This window comes from Streptomyces albicerus (assembly GCF_008905045.1).
GTDB classification, from domain to species: Bacteria; Actinomycetota; Actinomycetes; order Streptomycetales; family Streptomycetaceae; genus Streptomyces; species Streptomyces albicerus.
This window is the reverse complement of record NZ_VWMY01000026.1, coordinates 106,025-125,138: the sequence shown is the minus strand read 5'-3', so window position 1 is coordinate 125,138 and position 19,114 is coordinate 106,025. Positions and strand designations below refer to the sequence as shown.

The following is a 19,114-nucleotide window of genomic DNA, read 5'->3' as shown; positions in this document are numbered from 1 at the left end:
GCCCCGCGCCCCTTACGGGGCGCGGGGGCGGGGGGCGGGGCTCAGGCCAGTAGGTCTATGCAGTCGAACGATGTGCCCGGGCTGAGGAAGGCCGCGCCGGTTGAGCCGCTGATGATGTTCAGCTTCAGGATGTTGTACTGGCTGGGGTCCGACTGCCAGGCGCTCGCCGGCACGTTGTAGGTGAAGGTGTGGTTGTTGCCCCGGTAGGAGCCCGTCGTGAGGGACCGCGTCGAGGGCTGTGAGGGGGGCGAGGGGATCGCCGACACCCAGTCGTTGACGGTCACGCGTGGACGCCCGTTGATGTAGGCGTTGGTCACACCGACGCGCAGGGTGTGCGCGGCGGCGGCCTGTGCGGCGGTCAGTTTGAAGTAGACGAGGATGCCGTCGTTGACGTCCTTCCACATGTACGCCGGGAAGGACGCGGCCTCGCCACCGCTGCCGATGACGACGTTGCCGGTCCACTTCGCGGCGCGTCCGTCGGACGGATGCGCGTACGTCATCAGCTTCGCGTTCTTGAACTCGCCGGGGGTGCCGTCCCAGTCGCCGAGCCGCCAGATGGTGTTCGCGGTGCTCGGATCGTTGCCGATGGTGATTCTGTTGAGCGTGGTCGTGCCGCCCGCGCTCACCGTCACCTCCCGGGTGTGGACGGCGAGTTCGCCCTTGTGGACGGTGAGCGTGTACGTGCCCGGGAGCATCCCCGGGCACGAGAAGGCACCCGTGCCGGAAGCGGTCTTCGCCCAGTACTGGGCGGCGGAGTTGGCGAAGCCGACGGTGTACGCGTAGTCCGCGTCCATGCCCTTGAGCCCGACGCCCGCCACCCGGCCGCGCCCGGACTTGCCGACCCAGCCGGTGATGCCGAGACCGTCCACCCAGGAGGTGTCGAGGCTCGCGTGGAACAGCGACGAGGAGGGCGCGCCGCCGTCCGTGAAGCTCAGCACGTACGGGCCCTGCAGCCCGTACCGCTCGGGCTCGGTCTGCGACTGGTTGTAGTGCAGGATCTCGTAGAGCGCGGCACTGGTGGAGTTGGTGTGCCGCAGCAGCGAACGGTAGAACGGCCCGCCCGACGCCTTCTCGTGGTTGGAGCGCACCAGCCACAGCGCGGCCGAGCCGTTGGCGTAGCCGATGTAGTCGTAGTCGATGACGCGCTTGCCCGAGTAGTGCTTGGAGCGTGTCGTGCCGTCCGAGCGGGAGAAGACGTCGGACGCCTCGATGGTCTTGTCGGACGACGTCCAGGCGTCGGGGTCGGAGTTCGGGAAGATGCCGGGCTTGAGGCGGACGATGAACCGGGTCGCCGTGAAGGACGAGTCCGCCTTGTTCGTCCACAGGTAGACGTTGTTCTGGCCGCTGCGGGCGGCGATCCACTGGGTGATCGACCCGTGCGCGACCTTCACCAGGATCGTCGATCCTGACTGCTTGACGGTGACCGTCGAGGCGCCCAGCCCGGTCTCGACGTGCGAGTGCTTGCCCTCGAAGCCCTCGTACTCCTTGCCTTTGTGGACAAGGGAGTTGATGTCGCCGGTCGACTTGGAGACCTTGAAGACCAGCGAGGCGCCGGTGTCGATCACATAGTTGGAGCCGTCGTCGGTGTACCCGAAGGTCGCGGCCGACGCCGAGGACAGGAGGCCGGTACCGGCCGCGACCGCCGCGCCGGTGCCGGCCACGCCCACGGCGGAGGCGGCCAGCAGACGGCGACGGGTCAGATGTCTCTTGTGCGTGCTCAAGGGGGGTGCTCCGTCACTGGTGCGCGATGATGTGCCTGAGAGATCAACTACCGGTAGGTGATGTCGGATGCCGTGTAGTTGCAGTGCGTTCCGTCCGGACCGGAACCGTTCGTCGGCGGCTCGGCACCGGTGTTGTTGCCGATGTACTTCTGGCACGGCACGATCTTCTTGCCGCTGTCGCCGATGATGGTGATGTTGCGCAGGGCCGCGGTGTCGCCGTAGTTGGTGTTGATGCCGACCAGCCGCGAACCCGGCGCGGTCACCTCGATGGTGTTGAAGATCGAGGTGCGCTTGTACTGCGTCCCGCAGTTGCCGCAGGAGCGGTACAGGGTCTTGAAGTCCTGGACCGCGAACTTGGAGACGACGAGCTTGCCGCCGCCGTTGTGCTGGAAGACCTTGTCGGAGGCCTTCCTCGCCCCGCCGCCGTACACGGTGAAGACGGCGGAGTTGCTGCCCCGGAAGGTGGCGGCGTCCTCGCCGACGTCCTCCCACCAGACGTTCTGCAGATTGCAGCTGCCCTGGCAGTGGATGCCGTCGGCGCCGGGTTTGCCGATGATGACGTTCTTGAGCGTCGCGCCGTCGGCGAGCCGGAAGATCGGGTCCTGGCCCTCTTCCTGGCCGTCACCGGCCAGCTCGCCGCTGCCGTAGTAGCGCTTCATGCCGCCGTCCCGGGTCCCCGACACGGGGATTGTCTTGGAGACGGGCTCGCTGCCGTTGGCGGTCGGCCAGGTGGTGGCGGCGCTCGCCGACGACATCATGGTGCTGGTGACGATCGCGGCTCCGGTCAGGGCCAACGCGGAGACGCCGCCGATGACGGCGCGCTTCCGGCTGGTCCTGCGACGGTGACGTGCACGGTGTTCCTGTTCCACGCGTGAAGTCATGTCCCGATTCCTTCAGGTGGGGGGAGAGACCTTGCGTCTCCTGGTCGCCACCCGGAAGGAAGGGGTTGCCGCGCGTCGGAAGTTTTTTCAGCCGCCGGTTCTGTGCTTGTTTACGGTTCTGGGCTTCTGCTTCCGCGCTTCCGGTTCTACGAGTCGCCGTCGTCGTCGGACTCGTTGCGCGAGAAGTCGCCCGCCACGCCCAGCTGTTCGTCCTCGGCCTGGGCGACGGCCGTGTACGTGTCGTCCCCGGCGTCACGCCCGCCGCGGTCGTGGTCGTACTGACCCGCGAACACCCACTCGCCCGGCCACACCGTACGGCCCGGCTTCAGGACCCACGTGTAGACGAGGAAGCCGTCCTGCTCGCCGACGGTCACCGTGAAGTCGTCCTCCGGCGCGGAGCGCCAGGCGCCCGTCGAGGTGACCCCGCCGGTCTGCTTGACCTTCAACACGACGGTGAGCGAGCTGAGTTGCTTGCTCGTCTTCAGGGTCACATTGCTCTGCGCCCAGAACTCGTTGCTGTGCGGGTCGACCGAACCGTCCGACCACAGCGGGCCGTCCTCGTTGCCGGCGTCCGCGGGCGGCGTTGCCGGGGCGGAGTCCTGGGGCTTGGCGGTGGGGGAGCCCGGCGTGCTCTGTTTGTCCGGCGGGGGCGAGGACTTGGCCGGGTCCGGCGGGATCGGGGCGCGGCTCGTAGCCTCCGGTGACGGGTCCGGGGTCGGGGAGACCGCGACTGTCTGGTCGGTCGTCTCGTCGCCCTTCACCGCGGAGGCGACCGCGTAGCCCCCCACCGCGAGCACGCCCGCGGCGGCAGCGGTGGCGCCGACGACGCGGAACCAGCCGAGCGGGGACGACAGCGGGGAGGGACGCCTGGCACTCTCCGTGCCGGCCATGCCGCGTTCGACGCGGGCCAGGATGTGCGCGCGGTCGGGCTCGTACGCCTCGGCCGTGTCCCGCAGCCGGGCGCGCAACTCCTCGTGCACGTCCTTCATCGTTCCCTCCCTTCGGCTCCACCGGCGCGCAGGGCCGCCGCGTGCATCCGCCGCGGGGCTTCCTGGGAGCCCAGCAACCGCTGCAGCTCCGCCATTCCCTTCGACGTCTGGCTCTTCACCGTACCCACCGATATACCGAGGGCGAGCGCGGTGTCCTTCTCCGAGAGGTCGAAAGCATGCCGCAGAACCACGCACGCCCGCTTGCGGAACGGCAGTCTGCGCAGGGCTTCCTGAACATCCACCATGCCGGGTATGTCGGGGTTCTCGGTCTTGTCCTCGCGCTGCGACCAGAACAGCGTGATCCGTCTTCGCTCGCGCACCGCGCTGCGGATCCGGCTGCGCGCCAGATTGGCGACGACACCGCGCGCGTACGCCACCGGGTGGTCCGCCGCGCGCACCCGGTCCCAGCGGTGCCACAGCGCGAGCAGCGCGTCCGCCGCCAGATCGTCGGCGGCGTCCGACTCGCCCGTCAACAGATGAGCCAGACGAGCCAGTTCGGCATAGTGCCGCTCAAAGAAGTCGTGGAACTCCACGGAGGCGGCGTCGTCGACGACAGTGCCCACGGGCGGCCTCTCCTTGTCGATACCTTGTCGATACCTGCGCGGTACGCCTGACGGCTCTCACGGGTGCCTGCGTATACAGCCCCTGTGGTGCGCCTGTGAAGGAACGGTGTCCCTGTGGGGCGAGATCCGAGAGAGTATCAGGCGCTCGTACAGTGCTTCGAACGTCGTATGGCAGGCCGAACTCGATTCCGTAACACGGGGAAAACCTGAAAACGGTTCAACGAGGGAACAATCCAGCCAGCATCCGCACACTGAGCACGCAGGTAACGAGGAGCATCCGCCATGTCCGAAACGCAGAAGGTGGAAGACCGGCCGGGCGCCGGACCACCCCCGGCGAACAGCGTCGACCGGTTCTTCAAGATCTCCGCCAGGGGTTCCACCTTCGCCCGTGAAGTACGCGGCGGCTTCGCCACGTTCTTCACGATGGCCTACATTCTTGTCCTGAATCCCATCATCCTGGGCAGCGCCAAGGACAAGTTCGGCGAACAGCTCGACACCGTCCAACTGGTCACCGCCACCGCCCTGGTGGCCGCCGTGATGACGATCATCATGGGCATCGGCGGCAACCTGCCGCTCGCGCTCGCCGCCGGTCTCGGCCTCAACGCCGTCGTCGCCTTCCAGATCGCCCCGCTGATGAGCTGGGACGACGCGATGGGCCTGATCGTCCTCGAAGGCCTGCTGATCTGCATCCTGGTGGTGACGGGCCTGCGCGAGGCCGTCATGCACGCGATCCCGCAGCCGCTCAAGCAGGCGATCAGCGTCGGCATCGGCCTGTTCATCGCCTTCATCGGCTTCGTCGACGCCGGGTTCGTCACCCGGATCCCGGACGCCGCGAACACGACCGTTCCCGTTCAGCTGGGCGGCACCGGCGCGCTGGCCGGCTGGCCGATCCTCGTCTTCTGCCTCGGTGTGCTGCTGACCATCGGACTGCTCGCCCGCAAGGTCAAGGGCGCGATCCTCATCAGCATCGTGACCATGACGATCGTCGCGATCGTCATCAACGAGATCGCGGACATCAAGAGCTGGGGCCTGACCACGCCGAAGGTCCCCGACGACGTCGTGGCCTCACCGGACTTCGGACTGCTCGGCGACTTCAGCCTGTTCGGCGCCTTCGGCGAGGCCGGCGTGATCACGGTCGTACTGCTGGTCTTCACGCTGATCCTGTCCGACTTCTTCGACACCATGGGCACGGTCGTCGGCATCAGCGCCGAGGCCGGACTGCTGGACGAGGAGGGCAAGGTGCCCAACCTCGGCCGCGTCCTGCTCATCGACGGCGCGGCGGCGGTCGCGGGCGGTGCGGCCTCGTCCTCCTCCTCGACCTCGTACATCGAGTCGGCGGCGGGTGTCGGCGAGGGTGCCCGCACGGGGTTCGCGAACCTGGTCACGGGCGGGCTCTTCGCCCTCGCCCTGTTCCTGACCCCGCTCCTGACGATCGTCCCGCTCCAGGCGGCGGCCCCCGCCCTCGTCGCGGTCGGCTTCCTGATGATGACCCAGGTCAAGCACATCGACTGGGACAGGTACGAGATCGCCATCCCGGCGTTCCTGACGATCGCCGTGATGCCCTTCACCTACTCGATCACCAACGGCATCGGGGCGGGGTTCCTCGCCTACGTCCTGATCAAGACGGTGCTCGGCAAGGCGAAGGACGTTCACTGGCTGCTGTGGGGAACGTCGGTGCTGTTCCTCGTGTACTTCGCCATCGACCCGATCGAACAGATCCTGGACGTGAAGTAGGGCCTTCCGGCGGTGGCTGGTCGGCTGCGGGTTGTATGTGGCTGGTCGCGCAGTTCCCCGCGCCCCTTACGGGGCGCGAGGAACTGTCGGCTTTTAGGGCCGCGAGGACTTGTGCGACTGTGGCGGCACCGGGACCCGCAGGCCCCCTAGGGGCGCGGGGGAACTGCGCGACAAGCCACGACGGGCCCGCAGTCAACAGATCACCCGCGCCCCCTCAGCTCTTGAGCGCCGCCTGCATCATGGCTTTCGCAACCGGCGCAGCCAACCCATTCCCGCTGACTTCGGACCGCGCCGCATTCGACTGCTCGATGATCACAGCGACGGCAACCTCCTTGCCATTGGAGTCATCCTTCGCGTACGACGTGAACCAGGCATACGGCGTCTTGCTGTTGTTCTCACCGTGCTGAGCCGTACCGGTCTTACCACCCACCGTCGCCCCGGAAATCTGCGCGTTCGTCCCCGTACCGTCGGCGACAACCGTCTGCATGGCCGACTGCAGCTGCTCGGCCGTGGACGAGCTGACGATCTCCTTCGTGTCCGTCGAGTCGTCGTAGTCCTCCAGCGCATTGCCGTCCGCATCACTGATCTGCGACACCATGTGCGGCGAAACGAGCTTCCCGCCATTGGCAATGGCGGCCGACACCATGGCCATCTGCAACGGCGTCGCGGTCACGTCGAACTGTCCGATGCCCGTGAGCGCCGTCGACGACTTGTCCATGTCCGACGGGTACACGCTCGGATACGCCCGCACCGGCACGTCCTGCGTCTCGTCGTTGAAGCCGAACTTCTCGGCCATCGCCCTGACCTTGTCCTGCCCCAGGTCGACGGCCATCTTCCCGAAGACGTTGTTGCACGAGTACTGCAGCGCGACGCGGATCGTGGCGTCCTCACACGGCGCCGACTTGCTCTCGTTCTCCAGCACCCGGGTCGTACCCGGCAGCGGGTACGGGTTCGGGCTGGTGGTCTTCTCGTCCACCGACGAGTACAGCCCGTCCTCGAGCGCGGCGGCCGCGACGACCAGCTTGAACGTCGAGCCGGGAGGCAGCGGCTGGCGCATCGCCCGGTTCGTCATCGGCTTCTCGGCGTCCCTGGTCAGCTGCTTCCAGGCGTCGGAGTCGCCCGCGCTGAGCACCGAGGGGTCGTACGACGGGGTGGACACGACGCCGAGGATCCTGCCGGTCTTCGGGTCGATCGCGACGGCCGCGCCCTTGTTGTCGCCGAGCGCCTCGTACGCCGCCTTCTGCACATCCGGGTCGATCGTCGTGATCACGTCACCCGGGTCGGCACGCTTGCCGGTGACCGTGTCGAGGGGGTTCTTCAGCCGGTTGTCCGTGCCGTCGAGCAGGTCCTGGTAGATGCCCTCCAGCTGCGTGGCCCCGTACACCTGCGAGCTGTAGCCGGTGACGGCCGCGTAGAGACTGCCGTCGGTGTACGTGCGCTTGTACTTTAGGTCGCTGCCCTTCGTCTGCGCGGAACCGGTGATCGCGTCGCCGGCCACGATGATGTTCCCGAGCGGGTACGCGTACTGCTCGATCGCGTTCCGTCGGTTGTCCTTGTCCTCCGCGAGCGCCTGGCCCTCGTAGAACTGCACCCAGGTCGCCCTGACCAGCAGGGCGAGCACGAGCAGCAGAGTGAAGACGGAGGCGCGCCTGATCGTTTTGTTCATCCCGCTCTTGATGACGAGCGGGACGGAGCCGATCGTTCCCTCCCACCCCGAATTCTCATGTGCCCTTCATGAAGCCGTGTCCCTCATGAGGCCGTGTCCCTCATGAGGCCGCGTCCTTCATGAACCCCGCCTCGTACGCCGCGATCACCGCCTGCGTACGGTCCCGGGTCCCGGTCTTCGCCAGGACGGCCGCCACGTGGCTCTTGACCGTCGCGGGCCCGACACCCATGCGGCCCGCGATCTCGGCGTTCGTCAGTCCGGCCGCCATCAGCCGCAGGACCTCGTTCTCCCGGCCCGTGAGCTTCGCCACCCAGGGCGGCGGTGCCGTCTTCGCCCTCCCGTACTCGGTGGCCAGCGCGCGCACCGCCGAGGGGAAGAGAAGGCTGTCGCTGTTGGCCACCAGCCGGACGGCCTGGACCAGCGCGTCGGCGTCGGCCCGCTTGAGCAGAAACCCGGATGCTCCGGCGCGCAGCGCCTCGTACACGTACGCGTCGTTCTCGAAGGTCGTCACCACGACGATGCGGGGCGGCGCCGCCATGGTCGCCAGGATCTGCTCGGTGGCGCGGATGCCGTCGATCTCGGGCATGCGGACGTCCATGAGGACGACGTCCGGCTCGAGTTCCCGGACGACGGACACGGCTTCGGCACCTGTGGCCGCCTCGCCGACGACCTCCAGGTCGGGCTCGGCCGCCAGGATCGCGCGCAGGGCGGTGCGCACCATGCGCTCGTCGTCGGCGAGGACGATCCGGATGGTCATGCGGGTCCTTCCAGGGGGAGTCGTACGTTCAGGTGCCACACCTCGTCCACCGGGCCGGCCTCCGTGGTGCCGCCCAGGAGCCGGGCCCGGTCGGCGATACCGCGCAGCCCGTGGCCGCCACCGGGGCGGCAGACGGCGGCCCGCGGCGCGGGATTCTCGGCGGTGATGGCCAGCTCCTTGCCGTCCAGGGCGATCCGGAGGGTCACGGATGTCCCGGGGCCGGCGTGCTTGAGCGCGTTGCTCAGCGCCTCCTGCACGATGCGGTACGCCTCGCGGGAGACGAGCGGGGGGAGCGCCTCGGGGTCCGCCTCCACGGCGGCGGCCACGGAGAGTCCGCCCGCGCGGGTGCGGCGCAGGAGGCCGTCGAGGTCGGCGGCGAGGGTGGGCGCGGGCGCGGTGGTGGCGGCCCGGCCGGCGGAGTCGGCATCCCGCAACACGCCGAGCACCGCGTCGAGTTCGCCCACCGTACGCCGCGTGGTGTCCTCGATCGCGGCCAGTGCCTCCCGTACGAACTCCGGGTCGCTGTCCAGGACCCGGCGGGCCGCGCTCGCCTGGAGCGTGACGGCGCTCAGCGCGTGGCCGACGGAGTCGTGGAGCTCGCGGGCGAGCCGGTTGCGTACGGCGAGATCGGCGGCCCGGGTCTCGGCGGCGGCGAGCCGGTCCTCGGGGGTCGGCCCGAGCAGCTCGGGCGCCCAGCGGGCCAGCAGCTCGCCCGCGCTCGCCGCGCAGCCGGCGAGGGCCGCCAGGATCGCCATGCCAGCGACCGGGCAGAGCGCCAACGCCCAGGTGTGGTCGAGGAGTTCGGGCAGACCGGGCCGGGAGTCGCGCAGCCCCACGTAGACTGGCAGCGCGATCAGCACCACCGCGAAGGGCGGCGTCGCGAGCGACATCCCGGCGATGACCCCGCCGAACCCGAGGTGCAGCGTGAACCACGCCGCCGTACGCCCCTTCGCCTGCCGGGTCCGCGCGGGCCCGTCGGCGAGACGGTCGCCGTCGACCCCGCACAGCGCCCGTACCGCGGCCACCGACATCGGCCGGGTCAGCGGGAACAGCGCGGTGATCGCGGCGAGCGGCAGGCCGACCGCGAAGGCGAGGAGCTGGTGGGGCAGGGAGCTGAACAGGTTCGTGGAGCTGGTGAACGGCCCGACGATGAGCTGGCCGACGAAGACGTACGGCATGGCGAGCGCGCCGCCGAGGATCAGATGGATCCACCGGCGACGCGTCCGCCGCCCGAACAGGGCGCGGGCGAGTGCTCTCACGTCGGCCGCTTCGCGAGGACGGACGCGCCGACGCCCGCCACGAGGATGCCGACGATCATCTGACCAGCGTAGGCGAGGCTCAGCAGCGCCGCGGGGCGCTCGGCGATGTCGTCCACACCGACGAGGCCCGCCAGCGAGAGCCAGCCGCCCCAGCAGGCCACGGCGCCCGAGCCGATCCAGACGAGGGCCAACGGCACTGTGACCGGCAGGGCGCGGCCGGGCCGGCGGAACGCGAGCAGGTACGCGCCGGTGACGGCGGCTGCCAGGAACACGACGAACATGCCCTCCAGCACGTAGAAGTCGCTCGGACGGTCCTCGGCGCGGGCGTCATTGAGTCCGGTGGTCGCACCGCAGGCCCAGAGCAGATGCAGGGTGGCGGGGAACAGGGCGAGGACCGCGGCGGCCACAGCGGCTGCCTTCTGCTTGGCTCGTCCCTGACCGGCGGGCCACTCCCGCCACAGATGCCCCCACCGGTCCCGCGCGTACAGCACGAACAGCGTCCCGAGCGCGAGCCCCTGCACGATGAACCCGGTGTAGACGACCCCGAACACCCACTCGTCGAGGAACGACTCCTTGCCCGCGTCCGCCGCCTTGTTCACGCTCCCGCCGAACGCCTTGACGATCAGCTGCAGCGGATATCCGGTCATGATCGGCGCGAGCAGCCCGGTCGCGACCCACATGGGGAAGGCCAGCAGCCAGGCGGGTACCCGCAGCCCCCAGGGCCGGGTGAGCAGCAGCGCCAGCACGATCACGGCGCTGTCCAGGAGCACGGTCGCCGCGTTGGCCACGGCCATCGCTGCCCGGTCATCGAGGAGTGAGCTGCCTTCGGGAATGCCGACATGGCTGCCGGCCAGCCAGGCGACCTTGAGGGAGAGATACGGCACACAGGAGACGATGGCGACGGCCCGCACCACCCGGCGGAAACGGCTCGCGCCGATGGGTGCCGCTGGAGTCGGCGGGGGTGCGGAGGGGAGCGTCTGCGTCATGCCGTCCACGCTCCCGCCGTGGCGGGCGGGGCGCGTCCTGCGTGACGATGATCCGCCTCCGCCGCACGGGGGAGCCCCTCCGGGCTCGGAGCTGCGGCGACAGCCGAGCCGGGCTCACCCCTCCAGCGTCAGGACCGCCTCGTCTATCTCCTCGCCGCGAGCGTTCGCGAACCCCCTGGCCTGCGCGGTCACGCGGAAACCGCACTTCTCCAGCACGCGCAGCGACGCCGTGTTGTCCGCCGCCGCGCGCGCGTGCAGCGGGCGCTCGGGGACGGCGTCGAGCAGCGCCCGCAGGGCGGCCGTGGCGATGCCCCGACCCCAGTACGCGCGGTCGATCCAGTACGTCACCTCACGCTCGCCCGGCTCGCCGTACACCGCCGCGTTGCCCACGACGTCACCGTCGGCGAGGACCGTGCGATTGACCACGCCGGGCAAGGCACGGATCCGCTTCCAGTGGGCGTCGAAGGCATCCCAGTCGGCCGGATCCTTGGCCGTGAACGCGGCCATCCGGACGGCCTCGGGATCGTTCATCTGCCGGAAGAAGACCGGCAGATCGCTGTCGTGGATCTCGCGAAGTACGACCTGCATGTCAGAGCCTCCGGGTGGCGAGTGTCAGTCGGTCCCGCGCGTCGAACAGCGCGTCCTTCACCATCTGCTCGTGCGCCGGCGTCAGCCGGGCCACCGGCACCGAGCAGCTGATCGCGTCCCGCGCGGGCGTCCGGTACGGGATCGCCACGCCGAAGCAGCGCAGCCCCAGCGTGTTCTCCTCGCGGTCCACCGCGAACCCCTGCTCCCGCACCTGGTGCAGCTCATCGATGAGCTTCTCCCGGTCGGTGATCGTGTGCTCGGTCAGCGCGGGGAGGGTCTCCGGGAGGAGCTTGCGGACCTGCTCGTCGGTGTGGGTGGCGAGCAGCGCCTTGCCGAGCGACGTGGAGTGCGCGGGCAGCCGGCGCCCGACGCGTGTGAAGGGTCGGAGGTAGTGCTGCGACTGGCGGGTGGCGAGATAGACGACGTTCGTGCCGTCGAGGCGCGCCAGGTGGATGGTCTCCGTCGTGTCGTCGGAGAGACGGTCCAGGGTCGGCCGGGCCGCGGCCACCACCTCGTCACCGTCGATGTACGACGTCCCGACGAGCAGCGCCCGTACGCCGATGCCGTACCGCGTGCCCGTCGCGTCCGTCTCGACCCAGCCGAGCTCGACGAGCGTCCGCAGCAGCATGTAGAGGCTGGACTTGGGATACCCGACGGCCTCCTGCACGGCGGCCAGGGAGTGCATACCGGGGCGTCCGGCGAAGTACTCGAGCAATTCAACCGTCCGCACCGCGGACTTGACCTGTGCCCCGCCGCCCGTCTCGACTGCCGACATCGCCTTGACCCCCTAGTTCGCCGCGAAATAGTCTCCACAGCATATTCACCACCAGAGACAGCGTTCAGCATATCGAACACCCCTGGTGAGTGGCACACGTACTGCGGCATTACATCTGGAGGGACCCGCGGTGGCAGCAGCACCAGTCTGGAGTGTCGACCCCCGAACCGGGAAGCAGCGCGAGCAGGTTGCGGTGGAAGCCACAGCCCAGGAGGTGGACGCGGCTGTCCGCGCGGCCCACGCCGCCCGGGGAGCCCTCGCCGACCGCACGGTCCGCGCGGCCTTCCTGCGTTCCGCGGCCGACCAGCTCGAAGGCGCCAAGGACCACCTCGTCGAGGCCGCGGACGCGGAGACCGCGCTCGGCCCGGTCCGGCTCAACGGCGAGCTCGCCCGCACCTGCTACCAGCTGCGGGCCTTCGCGGACATCGTCGACGAGGGCGAGTTCCTCGGCGTCGTGATCAACCACCCCGACGACACGGCGACCCCGCCCATCCCGGACCTGCGCCGTTACAAGGTCCCGCTGGGCGTCGTCGCCGTCTATTCGGCCTCGAACTTCCCCTTCGCCTTCTCGGTCGCCGGCGGCGACACCGCGAGCGCGCTCGCCGCTGGCTGCCCGGTCGTCGTCAAGTCGCATCCCGACCACCCGGCCCTGTCGGAGCTGGTGGCCGCCGCGCTGCGCCGCGCCGCGGCCGAGCACGGCATCCCCGAGGGTGTCCTCGGTCTGGTCCACGGCTTCGAGGCGGGCGTCGAGCTGGTCCGGCACCCGCTGGTCTCGGCCGCCGGTTTCACCGGTTCGATCCGCGGCGGACGCGCCCTCTTCGACGCGGCGGCCGCCCGGCCCGTGCCGATCCCCTTCCACGGCGAGCTGGGTTCGCTGAACCCCGTCGTGATCACCGAGGCCGCGGCCGCCGAGCGCGCCGAGACGATCGGTACGGGGCTCGCGGGCTCCATGACGCTGGGCGTCGGCCAGTTCTGCGTGAAGCCGGGCCTTGTGCTGGCGCCGACGGGTGCGGCGGGCGATCGCCTGCTGAAGTCCCTGACGGACGCCGTCAGCAACACCGACGCGGGTGTCCTGCTCGACCACCGCATGCGCGACAACTTCGTCGCGGGTGTCGCCGAGCGCGCCGAGCTCCCCGACGTGGACGCCCCGGTGACCCCGGGCGCGGGCAGCGAGCACACGGTGAGCCCCGGCTTCCTGACGGTGCCCGCGCAGAAGCTCGCCACCGAGGGCGAGTACGACCTGCTGCTCGAGGAGTGCTTCGGTCCGGTCACCGTCGTCGCGCGCTACGAGGACGAGTCCGAGGCGAACGCGGTGCTCTCGCGTCTGCCGGGCAACCTCACCGCGACCGTCCACCTCTCCGCCGAGGAGGCGGCCGGCGAGGGGCGCGGCGCGGAGATCCTCGCCGAGCTCACGCCGCTCGCGGGGCGCGTGCTGGTCAATGGCTGGCCGACCGGTGTCGCGGTCGCGCCCGCCCAGCATCACGGTGGGCCGTACCCGGCGACGACCTCCACGTCCACGTCCGTCGGTGGCACGGCCATCGAGCGGTGGCTGCGGCCAGTTGCGTACCAGAACGCTCCTGAGGCGCTGCTGCCGCCGGAGCTGCGGGACGACAACCCGCTGGGGTTGCCGCGACGTTACGACGGTCGCCTGGAGCGGTAACGCTTTGCGGGACAGCGCCGTGGGGGCATTGGTTGTCCCCCGGCCGCGGGCCCGCTGTGGCTGATCGCGCAGTTCCCCGCGCCCCTTTCAGGGGCGCGGGGAACTGCGGTTGACTTCGGAAGCTGGGACAATCGCTCGATGGACGTGCAACTTCCTGAACTCCCCTTTTCTCTTCGCACGTACGGGCCCGACGGGCACTGGTCGTACGAGGACGGGGTGCTCACCGGGTGGGCGGGGGCGCGGCAGGACCGGTTCGTGCCGCCGACCGATGAGGGGCTAGACCCGGCGTCCGACGCGCCCCGGCTGCTCGGGGCGCCGGAGGGCGACTTCCAGCTCATCGCACGCGTCACGGTCGGCTTCGGCGCGGCCTTCGACGCGGGTGTTCTGTACGCGCATGTGGGCGAGCGGGCCTGGGCCAAGCTCTGCCTGGAGTACTCGCCGGATGTGCCCACCGTCTGCACGGTCGTCACCCGGGGGCACTCCGACGACGCCAACTCCTTCACGGTGGAAGGCAGTTCGGTCTGGCTCCGGCTCAGCCGCACCGGCCGCGCCTTCGCCTGCCACGCCTCCAGGGACGGCAAGCGCTGGACCTTCGTCCGCCTGTTCACCCTGGCCGACGAGAAGGAGACCGGCGCGGCTCTGGTCGGCTTCATGACCCAGTCCCCGATGGGCGAGGGCTGCGTGGTCACCTACGACCACATCGAGTACCGCCCGGACTGGCCGGCGGACCTGAGGGACGGCAACTGAGCCCGCTTGTGGGCTGCGGACCGGATCCATGGCGTCACCGGTGCCCGAGCAGGCTTCTGATCAGCGCATCGGCGGCTGATTAGGAAATTCGTTCGCTGCTTTATTCGGTCGCCTATTTCGGCCCTTATTCTGCGCAGCTCCCCGTATTCTTCTGCCCGCTTTCTCCGAGGTTAAACACTAAGATTCTGCGAACACCAACCTCGTAATTCGGGCAGATCTCGTGGCGATTACGCGGCTGTGACACAACACACAGTGCGTCCGTTTCATCCCGTATTTTCAGGATAAAGTGGCGCCTTAGTTCGTGCCCTACGCAGTGCCCGCGCCCGCGTGATAACACACCAGCCGCGCTCACGTAACCCCCTCCGGCGATGCAATTTCAACTTTCGCTGGGTAAATTCAATCCGCATGACCGCCGCACAAGCAGACCTGCAAGCGGAATTCCTGGAAATGCCGGAAGGGCTGCGGATCGACCGTCCGCACGTGGTGGACGGAGCCGCGCTCTGGCGCATCGCCAAGGACTCCGAAACCCTCGACCTGAACTCCTCCTACAGCTACCTGCTGTGGTGCCGTGACTTCGCCGGCACCTCGGCCGTGGCACGCACGGCCGACGGCGAGCCGGTCGCCTTCGTCACCGGTTACATCCGGCCGGAGCGCCCGCACACCCTCCTCGTATGGCAGGTGGCCGTCGACGCGGCGCACCGCGGACGCGGTCTCGCCGCGGCGCTCCTCGACGGACTGACCCTGCGGGTCGCCCGCACCGGAGAACTGACCACCGTCGAGACCACGATCACCCCGGGCAACACGGCCTCCGAGCGCCTGTTCACGTCGTACGCCGCCCGCCACGGCGCGACCGTCGAGCGCGAAGTCCTGTTCGACACAGGGCAGTTCCCCGACGGTCCGCACGACCCCGAGGTGCTGTACCGCATCGGCCCCCTGTCGCTCTGAAACCCCCCACGCTTCTGAGGAGTAACGCCGTGACCATCACCCAGCCCGACCTGAGCGTCTTCGAGACCCTGGAGTCGGAGGTGCGCAGCTACTGCCGCGGCTGGCCCACCGTCTTCGACCGCGCGCAGGGCAGCCGCATGTTCGACGAGGACGGCCACGAGTACCTCGACTTCTTCGCGGGCGCCGGATCACTGAACTACGGCCACAACAACCCCGTACTGAAACGCGCCCTCATCGACTACCTGGAGCGCGACGGCGTCACGCACGGTCTCGACATGTCGACGACCGCGAAGCGCGCGTTCCTCGAGTCCTTCCAGAATCTTGTCCTGCGGCCGCGCGATCTGCCGTACAAGGTCATGTTCCCGGGCCCGACCGGCACCAACGCCGTCGAGTCCGCGCTGAAACTGGCCCGGAAGGTCAAGGGCCGGGAGGCGATCGTCTCCTTCACCAACGCCTTCCACGGCATGTCGCTCGGCTCGCTCGCCGTGACCGGCAACGCCTTCAAGCGGGCCGGCGCGGGCATCCCGCTCGTGCACGGCACGCCGATGCCGTTCGACAACTACTTCGACGGCAAGGTCCCGGACTTCCTGTGGTTCGAGCGGCTGCTCGAGGACCAGGGCTCCGGCCTCAACAAACCCGCCGCGGTGATCGTCGAGACCGTGCAGGGCGAGGGCGGCATCAACGTGGCCCGCCCCGAGTGGCTGCGGGCCCTCGCCGAGCTGTGCGAGCGCCAGGACATGCTGCTGATCGTCGACGACATCCAGATGGGCTGCGGCCGTACGGGCGCCTTCTTCTCCTTCGAGGAGGCGGGGATCGTGCCCGACATCGTGACCGTCTCCAAGTCCATCAGCGGCTACGGACTGCCCATGTCCCTGTGCCTGTTCAAGCCCGAGCTGGACATCTGGGAGCCGGGCGAGCACAACGGCACGTTCCGCGGCAACAACCCCGCGTTCGTGACGGCCGCCGCCGCCCTCGAGGCGTACTGGTCCGACGGGCCCGCCATGGAGAAGCAGACCCGTGCCCGTGGCGAGCAGATCGAGGAGGGGTTGATCTCCATCACGGAGGAGAACCTCGCCGACATCAAGGAGTACCGGGGCCGCGGCCTGGTCTGGGGCTTCGAGTTCCATGACAAGGCACGCGCGGGCCGTGTGGCCCAGCGGGCGTTCGAACTCGGCCTGCTCATCGAGACGTCGGGCCCGGAGGGCGAGGTCGTGAAACTCCTCCCGGCGCTCACCATCACGCCCGACGAACTGGACGAGGGCCTGCGCACCCTCGCCCGCGCCGTACGAGAGACGGTCTGAACCCCAACACCGGAAACCCAGCCTGAAGGAGGCTTCGTACCACCGTGATAGTCCGTTCGTTCAAGGACCTCGAAGGTACCGACCGGCACGTCAAGTCCGCGTCGGGCACCTGGGAGAGCAAACGCATCGTCCTCGCCAAGGAGAGGGTCGGCTTCTCCCTGCACGAGACGATCCTGTACGCGGGTACGGAGACGTCGATGTGGTACGCGAACCACATCGAGGCCGTGGTCTGCGTCGAGGGTGAGGCCGAACTCACCGACGACGAGACCGGGAAGAAGTACACGATCACGCCGGGCACGATGTACCTCCTCGACGGACACGAGCGGCACACGATGCGGATCAAGGAGGACTTCCGCTGCATCTGTGTCTTCAATCCGCCGGTGACCGGACGGGAGGACCACGACGAGAACGGCGTCTACCCCCTGCTGACCGAGCCCGAGGAGGCCTGAACCCGATGACCACCATCACCGACCTGTATCCCAGCCGCGGCGCCGGCGAGGTGTCCGTGCCCCGGCAGGACCCGGTCGTGTGGAGCGCGCCGGGCGCGCCGGGCCCGATCCCGGTGGCCGACCTGCAGTCGTACGAGCGCGACGGCTTCCTCGCCGTCGAACAGCTCATCGGCGACGACGAGGTCCCGCTCTACCGGGCCGAGTTGGAGCGCATGGTCACCGACCCGGCGATCCGCGCCGACGAGCGCTCGATCATCGAGCCGAAGTCGCAGGAGATCCGCTCGGTCTTCGAGGTCCACAAGATCAGTGAGATCTTCGCCCAACTGGTGCGCGACGAGCGCGTGGTGGGCCGCGCCCGGCAGATTCTCGGCTCGGACGTGTACGTCCACCAGTCGCGGATCAACGTCAAGCCGGGCTTCGGAGCGAGCGGCTTCTACTGGCACTCGGACTTCGAGACCTGGCACGCCGAGGACGGTCTGCCGAACATGCGGACCGTGTCCGTCTCGATCGCGCTGACCGAGAACTACGACACCAACGGCGGCCTCATGATCATGCCGGGGTCGCACAAGACGTTCCTCGGCTGTGCGGGGGCCACGCCGAAGGACAACTACAAGCAGTCGCTCCAGATGCAGGACGCGGGCACGCCCTCCGACGAGGCGCTCACCAAGTTCGCGTCCCGGCACGGCATCAAGCTCTTCACGGGCAGGGCCGGTTCGGCGACCTGGTTCGACTGCAACTGCATGCACGGCTCCGGGGACAACATCACCCCGTTCCCGCGCTCGAACGTCTTCATCGTGTTCAACAGCGTGGAGAACGCGGCGGTGGAGCCCTTCGCGGCCCCCGTGCGCAGGCCCGAGTTCATCGGGGCGAGGGACTTCACGCCCGTGAAGTGACCTGCGCCCGCCGGTGATCGGCCCGGTTCCCGTCTCGTACGAGACGGGAACCGGGCCGACTGCCTTACAGCGTCGGGTAGTCCGTGTAGCCCTTCGCGTCGCCGCCGTAGAACGTGGCCGGGTCCGCCTCGTTGAAGGGCCCGCCGGCCTTCAGACGGACCGGCAGGTCGGGGTTGGCGAGGAAGAGCTGGCCGAAGGCCACGAGGTCGGCGGTGCCGTCCTCGACGAGGGTGAGCTCGTCAGGGCCCGTGGGCCCGTCGGTGGCCGGGTTGAGGATCAGGGTGCCGGAGAACAACTTGCGCAGCCGGTGGGTCAGTTCGCGCTGCCCGGGCGCCTCTCCGATGTGCAGATAGGCGAGACCGAGCGGCTCCAGCACCTGGACGAGCGCGGTGTACGCGGGCTCCGGGTCGGGCTCGTTGATGTCGTTGAAGGGGTTCCCGGGCGAGACGCGCAGCCCGGTGCGGTGCGCGCCGATCGCCTCCGCGACGGCCTTGACGACCTCGACGGCGAACCGGATGCGCTTCTCGTCGGAGCCGCCCCACTCGTCCTCGCGGAGGTTCGAGCCGGGCGCGAGGAACTGGTGGATGAGGTAGCCGTTGGCGCCGTGCAGCTCGACGCCGTCGAAGCCGGCCTCGATCGCGCTGCGCGCGGCGGCGACGAAGTCCTCGATGGTCTCGAGGATCTCCTCGTGGGTCAGCTCGTGCGGGGTGACGAACTCCTTCGGGCCCTCGGCGGTGTAGACCTGCCCCTGTGCGGCGACCGGTGAGACACCGACGGGGTGGAGGTCGCCGGGCAGCAGGGACGGGTGGCCGATGCGGCCGGTGTGCATCAGCTGGGCGAAGATCCTGCCGCCCTCGGCGTGCACGGCGTCGGTGACCTTGCGCCAGGCGGCGACCTGGTCCTCGTGGTGCAGGCCCGGGGTGGCCGGATAGCCCTGGCCCACGTGGGACGGCTGGATGCCCTCCGTGACGATCAGGCCTGCGGACGCGCGCTGGGCGTAGTACTCGACGGTGAGGTCGGTGGGTGCACCTCCCTCGGCGGCGCGGCTGCGGGTCATGGGCGACATGACGATGCGGTTGGCGAGCCGGGTGCCGGAGAGGTCGATCGGGTCGAACGCGGTGGTCACGGTGACTCCCGAATGAGAATTATGGGTCGGCCAAGTAATGGAACAGGTGGGTACTGTAACCCATTCCTTGGTCG

At 69.2% G+C, this 19,114-nt stretch carries 18 protein-coding genes; 7 read left to right on the top strand and 11 right to left on the bottom strand.

From position 1 onward, the window contains the following. Nucleotides 1-41 precede the first annotated feature (41 nt). From GAS53_RS24380 to GAS53_RS24365, 4 genes are all read right to left on the bottom strand, one after another. Complete coding sequence (locus GAS53_RS24380; protein WP_151479834.1) at nucleotides 42-1,721, bottom strand: rhamnogalacturonan lyase B N-terminal domain-containing protein; 1,680 nt, start codon at nucleotides 1,719-1,721, stop codon at nucleotides 42-44. 47 nt (nucleotides 1,722-1,768) lie between these two features. After that, the gene (locus GAS53_RS24375) at nucleotides 1,769-2,602 is read right to left on the bottom strand and encodes a pectate lyase (RefSeq protein ID WP_151479833.1); all 834 of its coding nucleotides are present in this window, start codon (nucleotides 2,600-2,602) and stop codon (nucleotides 1,769-1,771) included. 146 nt (nucleotides 2,603-2,748) lie between these two features. Further along, entirely contained in the window at nucleotides 2,749-3,591 is an 843-nt protein-coding gene (locus GAS53_RS24370; RefSeq protein WP_151479832.1) for a RodZ family helix-turn-helix domain-containing protein, read from the bottom strand. After that, the gene (locus GAS53_RS24365; RefSeq protein ID WP_151479831.1) at nucleotides 3,588-4,154 is read right to left on the bottom strand and encodes a SigE family RNA polymerase sigma factor; all 567 of its coding nucleotides are present in this window, start codon (nucleotides 4,152-4,154) and stop codon (nucleotides 3,588-3,590) included. Before GAS53_RS24365 ends, GAS53_RS24370 begins: the two co-directional genes overlap by 4 nt. A gap of 282 nt (nucleotides 4,155-4,436) precedes the next feature. On the opposite strand from GAS53_RS24365, the gene GAS53_RS24360 reads away from it, so the two are divergent. Then, a complete protein-coding gene (locus GAS53_RS24360; protein WP_151479830.1) occupies nucleotides 4,437-5,888 on the top strand; it encodes an NCS2 family permease in 1,452 nt (483 codons plus the stop codon). Between the two features lie 214 nt (nucleotides 5,889-6,102). Here the strand turns inward: GAS53_RS24360 and GAS53_RS24355 are convergent, their stop codons facing one another. The 6 genes from GAS53_RS24355 to GAS53_RS24330 all read right to left on the bottom strand — a co-directional run bounded on the left by GAS53_RS24355 (nucleotide 6,103) and on the right by GAS53_RS24330 (nucleotide 11,919). After that, nucleotides 6,103-7,554: a peptidoglycan D,D-transpeptidase FtsI family protein gene (locus GAS53_RS24355; protein WP_151479829.1), complete on the bottom strand. Its 1,452-nt coding sequence runs from the start codon at nucleotides 7,552-7,554 to the stop codon at nucleotides 6,103-6,105. 100 nt (nucleotides 7,555-7,654) lie between these two features. Further along, nucleotides 7,655-8,311: a response regulator transcription factor gene (locus GAS53_RS24350; RefSeq protein ID WP_151479828.1), complete on the bottom strand. Its 657-nt coding sequence runs from the start codon at nucleotides 8,309-8,311 to the stop codon at nucleotides 7,655-7,657. Beyond that, on the bottom strand, nucleotides 8,308-9,570 hold the full coding sequence (locus tag GAS53_RS24345; protein WP_192583255.1) for a sensor histidine kinase: 1,263 nt from the start codon (nucleotides 9,568-9,570) through the stop codon (nucleotides 8,308-8,310). The genes GAS53_RS24350 and GAS53_RS24345 overlap by 4 nt, the downstream gene beginning before the upstream one ends. After that, on the bottom strand, nucleotides 9,567-10,556 hold the full coding sequence (locus tag GAS53_RS24340) for a hypothetical protein (protein WP_151479827.1): 990 nt from the start codon (nucleotides 10,554-10,556) through the stop codon (nucleotides 9,567-9,569). Before GAS53_RS24340 ends, GAS53_RS24345 begins: the two co-directional genes overlap by 4 nt. 114 nt (nucleotides 10,557-10,670) lie before the next feature. Beyond that, complete coding sequence (locus GAS53_RS24335) at nucleotides 10,671-11,144, bottom strand: GNAT family N-acetyltransferase (protein WP_151479826.1); 474 nt, start codon at nucleotides 11,142-11,144, stop codon at nucleotides 10,671-10,673. A gap of 1 nt (nucleotide 11,145) precedes the next feature. Beyond that, nucleotides 11,146-11,919, bottom strand: coding sequence for an IclR family transcriptional regulator (locus GAS53_RS24330; RefSeq protein WP_151479825.1), 774 nt, complete (start codon nucleotides 11,917-11,919; stop codon nucleotides 11,146-11,148). Nucleotides 11,920-12,049: 130 nt separating this feature from the next. Here GAS53_RS24330 and GAS53_RS24325 point away from each other — a divergent pair, with 130 nt between their 5' ends. From GAS53_RS24325 to thpD, 6 genes are all read left to right on the top strand, one after another. Further along, a complete protein-coding gene (locus tag GAS53_RS24325) occupies nucleotides 12,050-13,579 on the top strand; it encodes an aldehyde dehydrogenase (NADP(+)) (RefSeq protein ID WP_151479824.1) in 1,530 nt (509 codons plus the stop codon). Between the two features lie 138 nt (nucleotides 13,580-13,717). Further along, the gene (locus GAS53_RS24320; protein WP_151479823.1) at nucleotides 13,718-14,326 is read left to right on the top strand and encodes a DUF1349 domain-containing protein; all 609 of its coding nucleotides are present in this window, start codon (nucleotides 13,718-13,720) and stop codon (nucleotides 14,324-14,326) included. Between the two features lie 405 nt (nucleotides 14,327-14,731). Then, complete coding sequence (gene ectA / locus GAS53_RS24315; RefSeq protein WP_151479822.1) at nucleotides 14,732-15,271, top strand: diaminobutyrate acetyltransferase; 540 nt, start codon at nucleotides 14,732-14,734, stop codon at nucleotides 15,269-15,271. 29 nt (nucleotides 15,272-15,300) lie between these two features. After that, entirely contained in the window at nucleotides 15,301-16,572 is a 1,272-nt protein-coding gene (ectB, locus tag GAS53_RS24310) for a diaminobutyrate--2-oxoglutarate transaminase (protein ID WP_151479821.1), read from the top strand. A gap of 44 nt (nucleotides 16,573-16,616) precedes the next feature. Then, nucleotides 16,617-17,021, top strand: coding sequence for an ectoine synthase (locus tag GAS53_RS24305; protein WP_151479820.1), 405 nt, complete (start codon nucleotides 16,617-16,619; stop codon nucleotides 17,019-17,021). 5 nt (nucleotides 17,022-17,026) lie between these two features. Beyond that, on the top strand, nucleotides 17,027-17,914 hold the full coding sequence (gene thpD / locus GAS53_RS24300) for an ectoine hydroxylase (RefSeq protein ID WP_151479819.1): 888 nt from the start codon (nucleotides 17,027-17,029) through the stop codon (nucleotides 17,912-17,914). Nucleotides 17,915-17,978: 64 nt separating this feature from the next. On the opposite strand, the gene GAS53_RS24295 is transcribed toward thpD, so the two are convergent. Further along, on the bottom strand, nucleotides 17,979-19,040 hold the full coding sequence (locus GAS53_RS24295; RefSeq protein WP_151479818.1) for an alkene reductase: 1,062 nt from the start codon (nucleotides 19,038-19,040) through the stop codon (nucleotides 17,979-17,981). Between the last annotated feature and the right edge of the window lie 74 nt (nucleotides 19,041-19,114).